The 15059-nt window shown below is 39.9% G+C and carries 13 protein-coding genes and 1 other annotated feature (1 of these 14 cut by a window edge); of the genes, 8 read left to right on the plus strand and 5 right to left on the minus strand.

Features of this window, described 5'->3' with window-relative positions; translation table 11 throughout:
• Positions 1-156: a binding site (T-box leader), on the plus strand (it extends 57 nt beyond the left edge of the window).
• 425 nt (positions 157-581) lie between these two features.
• Positions 582-1841 (plus strand): tyrosine--tRNA ligase, encoded by a 1260-nt coding sequence (gene tyrS, locus E2R51_RS00835; protein ID WP_133375128.1) that lies wholly within the window; start codon positions 582-584, stop codon positions 1839-1841.
• Between the two features lie 72 nt (positions 1842-1913).
• On the opposite strand, the gene E2R51_RS00840 is transcribed toward tyrS, so the two are convergent.
• Positions 1914-3077 (minus strand): DUF4317 domain-containing protein, encoded by a 1164-nt coding sequence (locus E2R51_RS00840; RefSeq protein ID WP_133375130.1) that lies wholly within the window; start codon positions 3075-3077, stop codon positions 1914-1916.
• A 155-nt stretch (positions 3078-3232) separates the two neighbouring features.
• Between E2R51_RS00840 and E2R51_RS00845 the strand changes: the two genes are divergently transcribed.
• Positions 3233-3676 (plus strand): cell wall hydrolase, encoded by a 444-nt coding sequence (locus E2R51_RS00845; RefSeq protein WP_133375132.1) that lies wholly within the window; start codon positions 3233-3235, stop codon positions 3674-3676.
• 183 nt (positions 3677-3859) lie between these two features.
• On the opposite strand, the gene rpsD is transcribed toward E2R51_RS00845, so the two are convergent.
• Positions 3860-4462, minus strand: coding sequence for a 30S ribosomal protein S4 (gene rpsD / locus E2R51_RS00850; RefSeq protein ID WP_133375134.1), 603 nt, complete (start codon positions 4460-4462; stop codon positions 3860-3862).
• Between the two features lie 382 nt (positions 4463-4844).
• On the opposite strand from rpsD, the gene megL reads away from it, so the two are divergent.
• Positions 4845-6056 (plus strand): methionine gamma-lyase, encoded by a 1212-nt coding sequence (megL, locus tag E2R51_RS00855; protein WP_133375136.1) that lies wholly within the window; start codon positions 4845-4847, stop codon positions 6054-6056.
• A 386-nt stretch (positions 6057-6442) separates the two neighbouring features.
• Positions 6443-6931 carry a hypothetical protein gene (locus E2R51_RS00860; RefSeq protein ID WP_133375138.1) on the plus strand — a complete coding sequence of 163 codons (489 nt, stop codon included), beginning with the start codon at positions 6443-6445 and terminating at the stop codon, positions 6929-6931.
• Between the two features lie 158 nt (positions 6932-7089).
• On the opposite strand, the gene E2R51_RS00865 is transcribed toward E2R51_RS00860, so the two are convergent.
• Positions 7090-7569 carry a GAF domain-containing protein gene (locus E2R51_RS00865; protein ID WP_133375140.1) on the minus strand — a complete coding sequence of 160 codons (480 nt, stop codon included), beginning with the start codon at positions 7567-7569 and terminating at the stop codon, positions 7090-7092.
• A gap of 173 nt (positions 7570-7742) precedes the next feature.
• On the opposite strand from E2R51_RS00865, the gene refZ reads away from it, so the two are divergent.
• Positions 7743-8378 (plus strand): forespore capture DNA-binding protein RefZ, encoded by a 636-nt coding sequence (gene refZ / locus E2R51_RS00870; RefSeq protein WP_133375142.1) that lies wholly within the window; start codon positions 7743-7745, stop codon positions 8376-8378.
• Here the strand turns inward: refZ and hisJ are convergent.
• Positions 8373-9176, minus strand: a complete 804-nt coding sequence (gene hisJ / locus E2R51_RS00875; RefSeq protein ID WP_133376290.1) for a histidinol-phosphatase HisJ — start codon at positions 9174-9176, stop codon at positions 8373-8375. The genes refZ and hisJ overlap by 6 nt on opposite strands.
• A 212-nt stretch (positions 9177-9388) precedes the next feature.
• Between hisJ and E2R51_RS00880 the strand changes: the two genes are divergently transcribed.
• Complete coding sequence (locus tag E2R51_RS00880) at positions 9389-11104, plus strand: septation ring formation regulator EzrA (protein ID WP_165967100.1); 1716 nt, start codon at positions 9389-9391, stop codon at positions 11102-11104.
• Positions 11105-11143: 39 nt separating this feature from the next.
• Here the strand turns inward: E2R51_RS00880 and brnQ are convergent, their stop codons facing one another.
• On the minus strand, positions 11144-12490 hold the full coding sequence (gene brnQ, locus E2R51_RS00885; RefSeq protein ID WP_133375145.1) for a branched-chain amino acid transport system II carrier protein: 1347 nt from the start codon (positions 12488-12490) through the stop codon (positions 11144-11146).
• A gap of 207 nt (positions 12491-12697) precedes the next feature.
• Between brnQ and E2R51_RS00890 the strand changes: the two genes are divergently transcribed.
• Both E2R51_RS00890 and thiI read left to right on the plus strand, forming a co-directional pair.
• Positions 12698-13831 (plus strand): cysteine desulfurase family protein, encoded by a 1134-nt coding sequence (locus E2R51_RS00890; RefSeq protein WP_133375146.1) that lies wholly within the window; start codon positions 12698-12700, stop codon positions 13829-13831.
• A 10-nt stretch (positions 13832-13841) separates the two neighbouring features.
• On the plus strand, positions 13842-15059 hold the full coding sequence (gene thiI, locus E2R51_RS00895; RefSeq protein ID WP_133376291.1) for a tRNA uracil 4-sulfurtransferase ThiI: 1218 nt from the start codon (positions 13842-13844) through the stop codon (positions 15057-15059).

The raw sequence follows: 15059 nt of genomic DNA on the forward strand, positions 1-15059 counted from the left end.
GGTTGCTGCAAACCGCTACAAAGGATCTGTGAATTACACTTTCTGAGCTGTCTTCTGCCCAAGTGGAAGACCGGATGAATGTCCGTTATGAAATGAAGTGGAAGAGAAATTAACTCTCTTAAGCTGGGTGGTACCGCGCATAAAAGCGTCCCTGCATATTGCAAGGGGCTATTTTTATGCGTTTTTTTAATTTAAAAGCGGAAGGCGCTCGTTCAGCTGCGACAAGCATAAGACGCGGTGGCCGAGTGGACGTTCTTTGTCCACTTGGGCAGCGTGGCTTATGACCTCGAGCAGCTAGCGTCTGTAGCTGGATAAAGTAAAAGCGGAAGGCGCTCGTTCAGCTGCGAAAAGCATAAGACGCGGTGGCCGAGTGGACGCTCTTTGTCCAGTTGGGCAGCGTGGCTTATGACCTCGAGCAGCTAGCGCCTGAAGCTGGATAGAGTAAAAGCGTAAGCGGGCGTTAAGGGGCGACAAGCATAAGGCGGCCTGCCCAGAAAGGCGCTTTTTGCCTTTTGGGAAGGACGGATTATGACTCGAGCCCCTGCCCGCTGTAGCTGGATAAACCAAAGGAGGAAGTAGAAATGGAGTTATTAAATGATTTGGCATGGAGAGGCATTATTTATCAGCAAACGGATGAAGAAGGGATGAAGGAACTTCTTGAGAACGAATCCGTTTCTCTGTATTGCGGTGCTGATCCGACAGGCGACAGCTTGCACATTGGACATCTGCTTCCGTTTTTAACAATGAGACGCTTCCAAAACCATGGCCATCGCCCGGTAGTTCTGGTTGGCGGCGCAACTGGTCAAATAGGCGATCCAAGTGGAAAAAAGGAAGAACGTTCTTTATTAACAACCGAACAGGTTGAACATAATGTAAAATCAATCCAGGCTCAGCTTAAAAAGATTTTTTCAATTTCCGGTGAAAAAACTGCTGTTATGGTTAATAATCTGGATTGGATTGGTAAAATAGATATGATTTCTTTTCTGCGGGACTACGGAAAATACGTCGGTGTAAATTACATGCTTGCTAAAGACACTATTTCATCCCGATTAGAGACAGGAATCTCTTTCACTGAATTTACCTACACCATTATCCAGGCGATGGATTTCAATCATTTATACAAAGAACTGAACTGTAAGCTGCAGATCGGTGGCAGTGATCAGTGGGGAAATATTACAACAGGGCTTGAATTGATTCGCAAAATGAATGATAACGCAAAAGCTTTTGGCATGACAATTCCGCTTGTTACAAAAGCTGATGGAACGAAATTTGGTAAAACAGAGAGCGGTGCGATCTGGTTAGATTCTGAAAAAACATCACCTTATGAATTTTATCAGTTTTGGTTCAATGCTTCAGATGCCGATGTTGTAAAATACCTTAAATTCTTTACCTTCCTGGAAAAAGAAACAATTGAAGGATTAGAAGAATCAGTGCAAAATGAACCTCATATTCGTGCAGCACAAAAAGCACTCGCTGAAGAAATGACAGAGATGATTCATGGAAAAGAAGCACTGGAACAGGCACAGAGAATTACATCTGCACTATTTAGCGGCGATCTGAAAGTACTCAGCAGCTCTGAAATAAAACAAGGCTTCAAAGATGTGCCAACATATTTGCTGGAGGAAGAAGATTCGACGAATATCGTTGATGTGCTGGTCGATGCAAAAATATCTTCTTCAAAGCGTCAGGCAAGAGAAGACGTATCAAATGGGGCAGTCTATATCAATGGAGACCGCGTTACAGACCTTAATTTTCATTTAGAAGGTCAGGTTCGGCTTGAAGATGAATTTACAATCGTCAGAAGAGGAAAGAAAAAATACTTTATGATTCAGTACTCATAAAATAAAAAAAGTCCGGAACTCCTTTAAGACGGGTTCCGGGCTTTTCTTAAAGTAAAAAGAGAGAAATGAAACCTATTCCCCAAATGCCTCAGGCAGCATCTTGAATCCGTCTATTTCTGCGTCTTCTTCTACTTCAATCATGATGCAGCGCTTGCCATTATAGTTGACTTGCTTAACATACTGCAAATCCTGCGGGCTGATGGAGATATTCGCAACCTTTGTGCTGATTTTAATTGATTTTGATTTGTATTTGGGCACAATGCTGCTTGCTTTCAGCTCGTATGATTCGTCATCGGTAATGAGGTGAAAAGCTTCTTTTACCTTTTCACTGTCAACCTGTTCACCGCTCTTTGTTAATATTCTCTCTACGTCTTTATAATCAAGTTTTGGGGATTCATCTTCTTCATTCTCTTCAATTGAATCATTAATCTCACTGTAAACAGCTGCAAGAGTAGAGGGGGAGAGCTGATCACCTACGACATTTTTGATTACTTCCTCGAAGACCGCTTTATCTTCCTTAGCCGTCATAATTTGTTCGCCGTTTAACACTTCCTCTATAAAGTGATAGTCAGGTTCATTCGCTTTGCCAGCGGCATACAGGATGTGATTGACGTCTGATGTATGATTGGTGAAGCATGGGAAAAGAAACCCGCTCATCGGTTTTTTAAGATCAATAACCGGGTCCACTTCAATTTTGTACTTAAATTCCTTTTCTATATAATCAAATTGAATTTCTTTTTTTGGTTCTTCTGTTTTATTTACACTGCAAAGGATGAAAGGGTGGGAGTATACAGCATCCCGTCCGCTTTCCTCAGAGTCAGGATTGCTGCGCTTCATCGGTTTCATGTGCTCTGCCCGTATGAAGGTGATGACAATGTCTTTCTCATAAGAGTTGTCCTTAATCATTTTTTCTGTCATCAACAGCATTTGTGTCTCCCAATCTTCTCCCGAGCCCAGCAATCCTCTATGTAAAATGAGCTGGCTGCTGTTTTCAGCATCACGCTGAAACTTCAATTCAAATAATTTTTCATTCATTTGTCCTGACAGCACTTTCTTAAAGTTATTCATAAAGAGCTCCTGCTGGTCACTGTCCAGCATTTCAAAAGGCTGTCTCTGATGATGATATATATCGGTCGTTTCTTTCATAATATATACGTTAAAAATGTCCGAAATTTTTAACAGGTCATTGTCTGCTTTCAGCTGTTTACGTATAACTGTAATATCTTTCTTGTCCATGAACCGTTCACTCCCAGGATCTATTAATTAGTATTGTATTATTTTATCATACAGAAAGAGTTGTAATTGAAGAATGTCTTTACAACCGATTCTTGCAGCAATTATATAAAGCATTAATGCGCTCTTTTTTCATACACTATTTTAGGGGTGAAAAAATGCCAAGAGTAAAGTACAAAGACTCAGACGTTGCTTTAATGGCCAGGATGATGAGAGCAGAGGCTGAGGGTGAAGGGAAACAAGGAATGCTTTACGTTGGAAATGTTATTGTTAATCGTGCGAAAGTAGATTGTTTAGACTTTGCTGATGTAAGGACCATCCGTGATGTCATTTTTCATATTCAAGGAGGAAATTATTCTTTCGAAGCCGTTCAAAAAGGAAATCTATTTTATAACAGAGCGAGATCTGTTGAAAAAAGATTAGCAAAAATGAACTTGGATTACTGGAGCCAGCAGCCTGCAAAGTATGCTCTTTGGTATTTCAATCCATATGGTCCATGTCCTCCAACGTGGTATGGTCAGCCTTTTGCCGGTCAATTTAAAAATCATTGCTATTATGAACCTGAAGCAGGAACCTGTGAGAGTGTTTATATTGGAGGGTAGATTTGTTTTTATTGGTTATTGTTTTGTTTTTGATTTCACATGAAGGGGAGTCCTTGTTTAGGAGGTGTTTCCCTTTTTTATGTTGCTAAAAAGGATAACAGTATGAATTTGAAAAATAGAAAAGTCCAGAAACCCGCGATAGGGTTTCTGGACTTTTTTGTTGAAACATCAGCTCCGTTAAAATTAACGAGAGTAGAACTCAACGATAAGTGCTTCGTTGATGTCAGCAGCTAGTTCTGTACGCTCTGGGAAGCGAGTGAACGTTCCTTCAAGCTTGTCAGCATCAAATGATACGTATTCAGGAGTGTAGCTGTTAAGTTCCATTGATTCTTTAACAATGTTAAGCTTGCGGGACTTTTCGCGAATACCGATAACTTGTCCAGGTTTTACGCTGAATGAAGGGATGTCTACGCGAGATCCGTCCACTGTAACGTGACCGTGGTTAACAAGTTGACGAGCTTGACGGCGAGTGCGAGCAAGACCTAAACGGTATACCAGGTTGTCAAGGCGAGTTTCAAGAAGGATCATGAAGTTATCACCGTGTTTACCTTTTAGTTTACCAGCTTTATCAAATAGGTTGCGGAATTGACGCTCAGTTACACCATAAGTGTGACGAAGCTTTTGCTTTTCCTGTAATTGAAGACCATACTCAGAAAGCTTCTTACGTTGAGTAGGACCGTGTGGACCTGGAGCGTAAGGACGCTTTTCTAATTCTTTACCTGTTCCGCTTAGGGAGATACCTAAACGACGAGAGATTTTCCATGAAGAACCTGTATAACGAGCCATAAGTTGACTCCTCCTCTGTGTTTTTATTTTGTTGTAAAATAAAAACCATAAGCGTGATTAATCATTTAATGCCATTTTGTCATCTTGCACCATCGCCCTGCAGCAAGGGTTACGCGATGCACCTAAATTCATAGGAACAAAATGCACGATCAAATGCACTCACAATAGGCTGCATTATTTTACACAACTACCATCATATAATGGCAGACTGAGTATGTCAATAACTGATTCTATTTTTCCTATCTGTATGATTATAAATGTTTAGCCTTATTACCCATAGGTTATTGCCAATTAACTTGATAGTGTAAGTCAACCCTTTTCAACATAAAGAAAATAGCATAAACTAATAATGTAAGCGATTACATTATAGGGGGAACTTTTTATGGGGAAAGGAAAAAAGCGATTTGAGACAAGTGTGATTCATGATGGTTATGATTCAGCTGAGCACTTTGGTTCTCTTGCGCCGCCTTTATATCAGACATCAACTTTCACATTTGCAAATGCGCAGCAGGGGGAGCAGCGTTTTGCAGGTGAAGAAGAGGGCTATATTTATTCGAGACTCGGAAATCCAACGGTACGGATTCTGGAAGAAAGAATGGCTTCACTTGAAAAAGGTGAAAGCGCCCTTGCTTTTGGATCCGGGATGGCCGCAGTTTCGGCCGTGCTTTTCCATCTGATAAAATCGGGAGACCATATTTTATGCTCCCGCGGAGTATATGGATGCACATTTGGTTTGCTTGAAATGCTTAAGGAAAAATTTCAAATAGAACATGATTTTATTGATATGTCTACAGAAGAAGGAATTCGCAGTCTAATTGCTCCAAACACTTCCTGTATTTATATTGAAACACCGATAAATCCTACAATGGAATTAATTGATCTTGCTTTGGTCTGCAAAGTGGCAGGAGAATTCAATATACCAGTGGTTGTTGATAATACATTTTGTTCGCCTTACCTCCAGCAGCCAATTCCATTAGGGGCAAATTATGTTGTGCATAGTGCAACAAAGTATATTTGCGGACATGGGGATGTCGTAGGCGGAATTTTAATAGGAGACTCTTTGGAGCAAATGAATCATATTCGCATGACGACACAAAAAGATATTGGCGGCATTATGTCACCGTTTGATGCCTGGCTGTTAATAAGAGGCTTAAAAACACTTCCTGTCCGAATGGACCGGCATTGTGAGAATGCAGCAAAAATTGCTATGTATTTATCAAATCATCAGCTTGTAAAAAAAATTCATTTTCCAGGGCTGGAGGATCACCAAAGTTACGCAATTGCTTCTTCACAAATGCTGCAATACGGAGGTTTAATCTCATTTGAAATTGACGGAACAAAAGAAATGGCACAGCAATTTATGAATGAGCTGGGGATGGTGAAAATTGCTGTAAGTCTTGGAGATGCTGAGTCACTTATTCAGCATCCGGCAACAATGACCCATTCCATTATTCCAGTAGACGTGAGAGCGAAGATGGGAATTACGGATACGCTGCTCCGGCTGTCGGTCGGTCTGGAAGCCTGGGAAGATATTTGCGAGGACCTTGACCAGGCATTTCAAAAACTGAAAGATATGGCAATGCCTGCAACTTAATAGTATGAAAAAAGTTTGGGACAAAACCACAAATGAATGGAATGGGACATAACTGATTAAACAAAAAAGAATGCCATTACATTAAGGCATTCTTTTTTGAGCTGAATTATTTTCTTTTTTGAATTACCCTGTAGTCATATGAACCGGTCTTGTTTTGCAGAAATAGTCTATGTCTTCCTTGTGTCCCATTCTTTTTATCCATGCGCACTAAAAAATGCAGATTAAAAAAGTTGGTATAAATCAATTTGCTCGGCATAAAATCATAATTTGGAAAATATATTTTATCCTGCTGCTTAAAACAATGTGTTTAAGTCTGATATGCTCGCAGAATGGGACATCTATAATGAACATTTATGTGGATGAAATTAATATTTGGAGGGAAGAAATTGAAAAAAATAATGATTATTGCTTTTATAACCATTATTATTTTATCCGTCGGACTTTTTTCTTTTATAAAATCCAATCCACCCCTGGTAAGTGGTGCAGTTGGCACCACTGAGGGCAAAAAAGCAGTATTGGTGGAAATAGGAAATAAAGGTTTTAGTGATGTGGAAATTGAGAGTGTGGTAATAAATAAGAATGAACAGCCCCTGACACGGAAATTGCAGGTTAGCAATCCCATACAGGGCCTTATAATAACTGATACGTTTAACAAAGAAGCAAGCAAATATGGGATAAGGGAAATAGGGGATGTTGACATTTTACCCCATACCTCCCCAGCGTCACAATTAGAAAAAGTAAACAATGGTACTGCTACTGAAAATGATAAAAGTTATGGTATAAGCGTGGTCCATAGTAAACCAATCCATTCTGTAAATATAAAATATCGTTATTTAGGGTTTGCTTTTGAAGAATCAGTACTAATTGAAAATTAATTCAGCAGATTTGCAGGTAGACAACAAAAAAATACAGAAATAATGCCCTTGCGAACATGTTCGCAAGGGCATTATTGATTACAGCGTAAGATGGATTAATTAGAGCGGCTACTGGGACTTGTGCAACACCCTCGTTTTTCGCGTTAACAGAGCATTTTTTATAAATATTCTGTTAGAATTGCTGCGAATTTTTCGAGCTCTTTTTCATCCGTTTCATCAAATCTGGATTTGACAGGGCTGTCTATATCAAGCACTCCAAGTAAACGGCCATTCTTGATAAGAGGAACAACAATTTCTGATTGGGATGCAGCATCGCAGGCAATATGGCCAGGGAACGCCTGAACATCTTCAACCCTCATTGTTTTACGCTCTGATGCTGATGTGCCGCATACGCCTTTACCAAAAGGAATGCGCACGCATGCCGGGAGACCCTGAAAAGGACCTAACACAAGCTCATCTTTATCTGTTAAATAAAATCCAACCCAGTTTGTCCGATCCAGAAATTGATTAAGCAGTGAGGAAGCATTGCTCAGATTGGCAATTTGGTTTGTTTCCCCATCCAGCAGGGCGCGCAGCTGTTTATGAACAAGCGTGTATTGTTCTTTTTTGGTTCCTTTATACATTTCGACAGTAAACAAACTGTTCACCTTCTTTTTGATTAAATATTCTGTCAATTGTGCATACTTACCCGATATTTGGTGAGAGGTTTTTAAAGGTAAGCAGTCATAAGTGGAGAATTTAAGAAAGACAGTATTCTATTTTTAGCATACTCCATGATTGTAAGCAATCATTAAGAAGGGGATGAACAGAGATGGCGATTTTACAACAGCGTGAAACTAAATCTGATGTCATGATTGCAGCGGTTGATTTGTTTTTTACAAAAGGATACCACGCTACAAGTATTCGTGAAATATCTGCAAAAGCAGGCGTCAATGTTGCTACTGTTTCTTATTATTTTGCCGGTAAGCAGGGATTACTTGAAGAGTGTTTAATCGGATTTTTTGAACCCTATTTAGAGGTGCTTGAAAAAGTCGCAAAATCGATTGAATTAACAAATGACCCGGCACGGTCATTCATGATGGAAGCCGCCTTTTCTCTGATTGAATTTCAGCAGCAAAACCACCGTTTCGCAAGGTTTGCATGGAGGGAAGTCACAATGGACAGCCAAATGGTACGCGAAATGACCTCCTGCTATTTGAGAAAAGAACAATATATTTGGAAACTGTTATTAGCACAGGATATAGAAAAAGGGATATCCATTAAGATATCACCTTCATTTTTCCTCATTCAGTTAACGTCTATGATTTCGATGCCTTTTTTACAAAGTCAGACCATACAGGAGCTTTGGAACGTCAATCCAAGCGAAAAACTATTTACCCGCCTGTACAGCAATATCATCAAGGAGTGGTATCTGGGTGTAACCTGTGAATCTGCGATAGTATTATGATAGATCAGATGGCAGAATTAATTGCTCGCGGCCCTGGTTAAGGTCATCTGCCTGGTGAGCGTCGGACCCGTAAACAAGAGGGATGCCCATATGGACTGCTTTAGCGACAATGTCCTCGGAAGGGTATACTTCCCTGCAATAAGGTTTAACTGCACCTGCGCCGTTGTAGTCCAATTCACTGCCCGTTTCCTGCACTGCTTTTAAAATGGCATCTATAAGATGGCTATGAGATTTAGCAAAAGGATACTTTAATTGAAATTTTCTTGCCAAAGTTATATGACCGATTCGTTTAGGTTTAAATGAACCAAGATCAGCCATTATGGAATCAAGAACAGTCTGGTAGTAAGCTTCATGAATGCTGTCTGATGAGCCATAGCGGGTGATCATCCTTTTAAATACCTGGTGGCTGAAATCCATACAGTCATATATTCCGTCTTTTAATAAAAAATGAACAGATAGGATCGAGTCATCTAATTCCTTTCCATATTCGGTTAAGAAAGAAGCCGTTTCAGTTTCAAAGCCTTTAATAAAATCAACTTCCAGACCTGTCTGAATGGCCAGGTCTTTTTTATATGCTTTTTTAAGGTCTGAAAGGTCGTAAAAATACTGTTCCAGATGATCCATTTTCATGCCGCTGTCCTTGTCAGGCGTAGGGTCTGTAAATGATTTTGGCAGGGGTGCATGCTCCATAAAAGAAATTTCATCATACCCAAGTTCTATGGCGCGTTCAATATAACGTGTAAACGAATCTTTTGAACCATGTGGACAATAAGGACTATGAATATGTCCATCTCTCAGTTTCATTAACCCTGTACCCCTTTCTATGTAACGGATATTTTATAGGCGAAAATAACTGAAAAACAAAGAATACATAAGGATGATTAGCTATTGTGTCAAAAAAATAAGAAAAAACAAGAAAAATCACTGATAACATGGTATCATAAAGTCAATATCGTGAACATCCAATGGTTGTTAAAAGAGATGTCGGTTGTTTGGACAGGAGGCGTAAGATGGAGTACTTAATCGGTTCCGTCATATTAATCGTAATCATCATTGCCATAGCCCTATTTTGGCGTAAAAAAGAGTACAAAGAAGTGGATCAACTAGAAGCAATAAAGCTAGAGATTCAACATCGGCCAATTCTTGAGGAAATGACAAAGGTTAAGCAGTTAAATATGAACGGTCAAACGGAAGAATTATTTGAAGGCTGGCGTAAAACATGGACTCAAGTAGCAGACGGTAAATTAGCCGAAGTTGATTCCCTTTTATTTGATGCAGAAGAATACATTGATAAATTTCAATTTAAAAAATCAAAAACTCTTCGAGACACTATCCGAATCATGCTGGACGAAGCGGAAAAGGATATGAATCAAATTTTAATTGAGCTTGAAGAACTGATGGGCAGTGACGAAAAAAACAAAGAAGAAATGGAAACAATTCAATCTGACTATAAAATCGCAAGAAGAGAACTGTTTACTCAGCGTCATACATACGGCAAAGCAGCAGAAGCGATTGAACGTAAAATTGAAGCAATTGATCCCAAGCTCATTCAATATAATGAAATGACTGAAAATGGAAATTATTTAGCGGCCAGAGAGCTTGTCCTTTTGCTTGCTGATGAAATTGAGTTAATAAAGCGATTGCTGGATGAGCTGCCGGAAATGTACAATGAAACGTACTATACAATGCCCTCTCAGCTATCAGAGTTAAAAGAAGGCTTTGAAGAAATGAAGGTTGCAGGCTTTCCATTGTTTCACATCACTCTTGAAAAAGATGCTGAACTTATTCAGTCTTCTATTGACCAGGCACGCACGCATGTGAATCGTCTGGAAATGCAGGAAGCTGGCATATTAATTACTGCAATACATGATCAAATTGATAATTTGTACGATTTGCTTGAAAAAGAAGTGGACGCCCGGGCAAATGTAGCAGAATTTGCTGAACCAACCGGTCAATGGCTCTACAGTCAACAGGACCAAAATTTATCGTTGAAATCCGAAACAGAATTTGTCCGCCAGGGATATAAAATGGATAAAGAAGATCTTGATGTGCCTAGAGAAATTGAGAAAAAGCTTCTTAGAATTGATAAAAAGTATACCGTTGTAAAAGAACGGCTGAATGCCGGCCAAACCGCCTTTTCAATTCTATGGGATGAACTGAAAATTATCCGGGAAGAATTAGAAGCTATTGCCCCGGCTCAAAATGAATTTAAGGAACAGCTGCAAAGACTGCGCCAGGATGAAGTGAATGTTCGTGATCTTGATCAGGAATTAAAACATATGCTAAAAGAGCAGGAAAGAAAGATGCGTCATGCTAATCTTCCTCGATATCCGGAGTATATACTGGATCAAATAGACGATGCTCATGATCAGCTTTATCTGCTGGAACAGAGCTTAAGCGAAAAACCACTTAATCTGATCACGATCCAACAGCATGCCTCCACATCAAGTGTGATGGTCGAAGCGGCCTGTCAGGAAACGGAAAAAATGATTCAAACAGCTCAGGCTGTTGAAAAGGTTATCCAATACGGGAATCGCTACCGCAGCAAACACGAAGAGGTTTATATTGGCCTTAGCGAAGCGGAGCTGTTATTTAGAAAAGCTCAGTACCAGGAGGCACTTGAAAAGGCTTCTGAAGCGATTGAGATGGTTGAGCCTGGCGCTCTCAAACGAATTGAGGAGCTCACAGGGGATGCTATCCAAGATCGACAATATGTAAAACAATAAAAAAGTTGGCTCCGAATCCGGAGCCAACTTTTTTATTGTTCAGATAGAAGTTATTTTATCTGTGTTAGTTGAATGTTTGGATAAAACAGCCCATATGAATCCAATTACTCCGCCAATAAGAGCGGGAACTATCCAGCCAACTCCCTGATCCATTAATGGAAGGAAAGCCAGTGAATCGGAAAGGAAATTTTCCCCGATACCTGCTGCCAGTCCGTCACTGACCCCAACAATAAAAGTTGGAATAATGGCACCGATGTAGACAGCTTGATATCCACGAAAAAAAAGATGAAAAAAAGATAAAAAGATTAACACGATAGCCATCGGATAAATCATGACCAGTACCGGAAGCGAGATGGCGATCAACTGTGTCAATCCTATGTTAGCTACAATCATACTGAATCCAGCGAAAATAAAAACAAACACTTTATACGGCACAGAAGGGATCAGCTGTGAAAAATAAGTTGCAGTGGAAGATACCAATCCGATCGAAGTCGTTATACAGGCTGCTCCAATAGCTAAACCCAATATAACCGCACCGCTGGAACCATATAAATATGCAGCAGCTGCTGTAAGCAATGCCCCACCGTTTGACTGCTCGCCTACTGCAGAGATGCTCGTAGCTCCCAGGTGGCTTAAAGACAGGTAAACAAGCGCAAGCCCTGCAGCAGCGATAAAACCAGCATAAACCGTTGTGCGGACAAGTGCTCCCCTTTCTTTGATGCCCTTGTTTTTAATCGCTGTAATAACAACCAGAGCAAACACTAATGCAGCAATTGCATCCAATGTTAAATACCCTTCTATAAAACCTGTAAAGAATGGAGAAGTGGCATAATCGTCAACAGGTGTACCAGGTTCCCCCATCGGAGTTATAAATGCTCCCGCCACAAGAGCGGTTAAGATAATAATTAAAGCAGGAGTTAAAAATTTACCAATGCGATTTACAAGTCTTGATGGATTTAAGGACAAAAATGCAGTTAAAGTAAAAAATATTACTGAGAACAAGAGCAGCGGCCATCCTGCAGTTGTTAAATCGGCCGGAAGAAATGGCAGGATCCCAATTTCATATGATACAGTTGCTGTTCTTGGAATTCCAAAAAATGGACCGATTGCTAAATATAATGTAATTGTAAAGATTATTCCGAAAATTGGGTGCACACGACTTGCTAATTTTTGGGGATCTCCGCCAGAGTAAGCAATTGCAATAACCCCAAGCAGCGGCAACCCTACACCAGTTAATAAAAATCCAATGATGGCAGTGCCTACATGCTCACCAGCCTGCTGTCCCAGAAGTGGAGGGAAAATCATATTTCCGGCTCCCAGAAATAAAGCAAAAAGCATTAATCCTATTGTGAAAACGCTACCAATAGACAAGGTTTTCTGTTTCATATTTGACCTCCGTGTAGTGCTCTTTTAATACCTCGAGTATTTTATCACAAGTTAATCGAAATTTGTCGAAAATGCAAATAGTCGGAATTAATAAAATTTTCTTATGGTAAAAGTGATTTAAATGTGAAGCATCTTTGTTTAAATTGAGTTGTGTTATGATTAAGGATGTTTAAAAGCAATTATGAATCAAATGAAAGAGTGTGAAAAATGATTTATTTGGATAATAGTTCTACAACAAAACCATATGAGCAAGTACTCGCTTCTTTTATGCAAGTAAATGAGCGTTACTTTGGAAATCCTTCTTCCCTGCATCAGCTTGGTTCAACAGCCTCGACTTTACTCGAGAAGGCCCGCCAGCAAGCTGCTTCCATTCTTGGAGTGAGAACAGAAGAAATTATTTTCACTTCCGGCGGCACGGAATCCAATAACTTAGCCATAAAAGGAATTGTTAAGGCAAACAGGCACAAAGGAAATCATCTAATAACCACACAAATTGAACATCCATCGGTTCGGAATGTGTTTGAGGAATTAAAAGAAGATGGATTTACAGTCACTTATTTGCCTGTCAATAAAAAGGGCATTATTTCAATAGAGGATCTTGGCGATGCATTAACAAATAAAACGATTCTGGTTTCCATTATGCATGTAAATAACGAAACGGGTTCTATTCAGCCCATTCAGGAGGCTGGAGCACTAATTAAGAAACAATCACGTGCTTTTTTTCATGTGGATGCCATTCAAAGCTTCGGAAAAGTCCCGCTGGAAATTTACAATCATCAAATAGATCTGCTGTCTATTTCTGCTCATAAGTTTCATGGCTTAAAAGGATCCGGCCTTCTTTTTAACAAAAGGCTTAATCCTCTTACCGCTCAAAATACAGGCGGGAATCAGGAAAGCGGACTGAGAAGCGGAACAGAAAATGTGGCAGGTGCGGTTTCGATGGCTAAAGCAATGAGAATGGTTACCGACAATAAAGAAGGCCTTGCAGCCATGGAAATTTATCGCGAACAATTGCTTCAGTTTTTTTCTTCCGAGCCTTATGTTCGAGTCATCAGCCCCAAAATAGGAGCTCCTCATATTTTAAACGTTGCCGTTCCAAAATTAAAAGGAGAAGTAATTGTACATGCTCTTGAAGAAAAGGGGATATATGTTTCTACAACCAGTGCCTGTTCCTCAAAAAGCGGGAAAATGAGCAGAACGATACAATCAATGGGCTTTACGCAAGCTGAGATAATCGGGACAATTCGTATCAGTATGTCTCATGACACTTCTCAGAAGGAAGTTGATCAACTACAAAAAGTGTGGTCGGAAATTATTCCACCACTAATGAAAGGAATTTAAATTAAGCATGATTCAATACAATAGAATTCTTATCCGTTATGGGGAAATCTCTACAAAAGGAAAAAATAGAAATCGATTTATAAACCAATTGAAACGTAACATAACCGACGCGCTTACAGGTCTTTCTGCTGTCAAAATTGAAGCAGGACGTGATCGCATGCATTTATTAATTCAAAACCCTGCTGAAGCACAGGAAATTTCAGATCGACTGGAACCAATTTTCGGTATTCAGTCCTTTAGCCCGGTGATAAAAACGAATAAAGATCTGGAAGAAATGAAAGCTCAGTCAGTTTCCTTAGTCTCCTCGATTGTTAAAGGGCAGGCTACCTTTAAAGTATCAGCCAGAAGAGCAGACAAATCATTTCCGCTTGATACAAATGAATTAAACTTTGAATTAGGATCATATGTGATGAAAAACGTTGCAGGACTAACTGTGAAAATGAAAAAGCCTGAAATTGAACTGGTTGCAGAGGTGCGCGAAGAGGGCGTTTATTTGTCTGCGCAAAAAATACCTGGTGCAGGTGGGATGCCAATCGGTACAGGCAACAAAGCAACTTTGATGCTGTCTGGCGGTCTGGACAGTCCTGTTGCCGGTTATCAAATGTTAAAACGTGGAGTTGAAATCGAAGCGGTGCATTTTCACAGTCCGCCTTTTACCAGCGAACAGTCAAAGGAAAAGGTTAGAAAGCTTGCAGCTCAGTTAGCCCGTTACTCCGGAACAGTAAAGCTGCACATCGTACCATTTACAGCTATTCAGCAAGCGATCCAAAAGCAGGTGCCGGAAAACTATACAATGACGTCAACAAGAAGAATGATGCTGAAGATTACAGATATGATCAGGGATAAAACGGGCTCTAGAGCGATCATTACTGGCGAAAGCCTCGGACAGGTGGCAAGCCAGACCCTGGAAAGCATGCAGGCCATTAATGCAGTGACTGAAACACCGGTTTTAAGGCCGCTGATTGCAATGGACAAAACAGAAATTATTGATGTCGCAAAATTAATTCAGACATATGACATTTCAATTTTACCTTTTGAAGATTGTTGTACTATTTTTACGCCAGCTGCACCTAAAACAAAACCAAAGCTTGAAAAGATTGTTTTTTATGAAAGCTTTCTGGATTTTGATGAAATGCTTCAAAAAGCGGTTGATTTAACAGAGACAGAAATACTGACGCCAGACGCGCCAGATCAACAAATCAAAGATGATTATTCAGATCTTTTTTAG

Source organism: Jeotgalibacillus sp. S-D1 (genome assembly GCF_004358665.1).
GTDB lineage: Bacteria > Bacillota > Bacilli > Bacillales > Jeotgalibacillaceae > Jeotgalibacillus.

Excerpts from the sequence above, each read along its gene's own strand:
- tyrS (WP_133375128.1), top strand. The coding sequence starts at position 582 with ATGGAGTTATTAAATGATTTGGCATGGAGAGGCATTATTTATCAGCAA.
- E2R51_RS00840 (WP_133375130.1), bottom strand. The coding sequence starts at position 3,077 with ATGGACAAGAAAGATATTACAGTTATACGTAAACAGCTGAAAGCAGAC.
- E2R51_RS00845 (WP_133375132.1), top strand. The coding sequence starts at position 3,233 with ATGCCAAGAGTAAAGTACAAAGACTCAGACGTTGCTTTAATGGCCAGG.
- rpsD (WP_133375134.1), bottom strand. The coding sequence starts at position 4,462 with ATGGCTCGTTATACAGGTTCTTCATGGAAAATCTCTCGTCGTTTAGGT.
- megL (WP_133375136.1), top strand. The coding sequence starts at position 4,845 with ATGGGGAAAGGAAAAAAGCGATTTGAGACAAGTGTGATTCATGATGGT.
- refZ (WP_133375142.1), top strand. The coding sequence starts at position 7,743 with ATGGCGATTTTACAACAGCGTGAAACTAAATCTGATGTCATGATTGCA.
- E2R51_RS00880 (WP_165967100.1), top strand. The coding sequence starts at position 9,389 with ATGGAGTACTTAATCGGTTCCGTCATATTAATCGTAATCATCATTGCC.
- brnQ (WP_133375145.1), bottom strand. The coding sequence starts at position 12,490 with ATGAAACAGAAAACCTTGTCTATTGGTAGCGTTTTCACAATAGGATTA.
- E2R51_RS00890 (WP_133375146.1), top strand. The coding sequence starts at position 12,698 with ATGATTTATTTGGATAATAGTTCTACAACAAAACCATATGAGCAAGTA.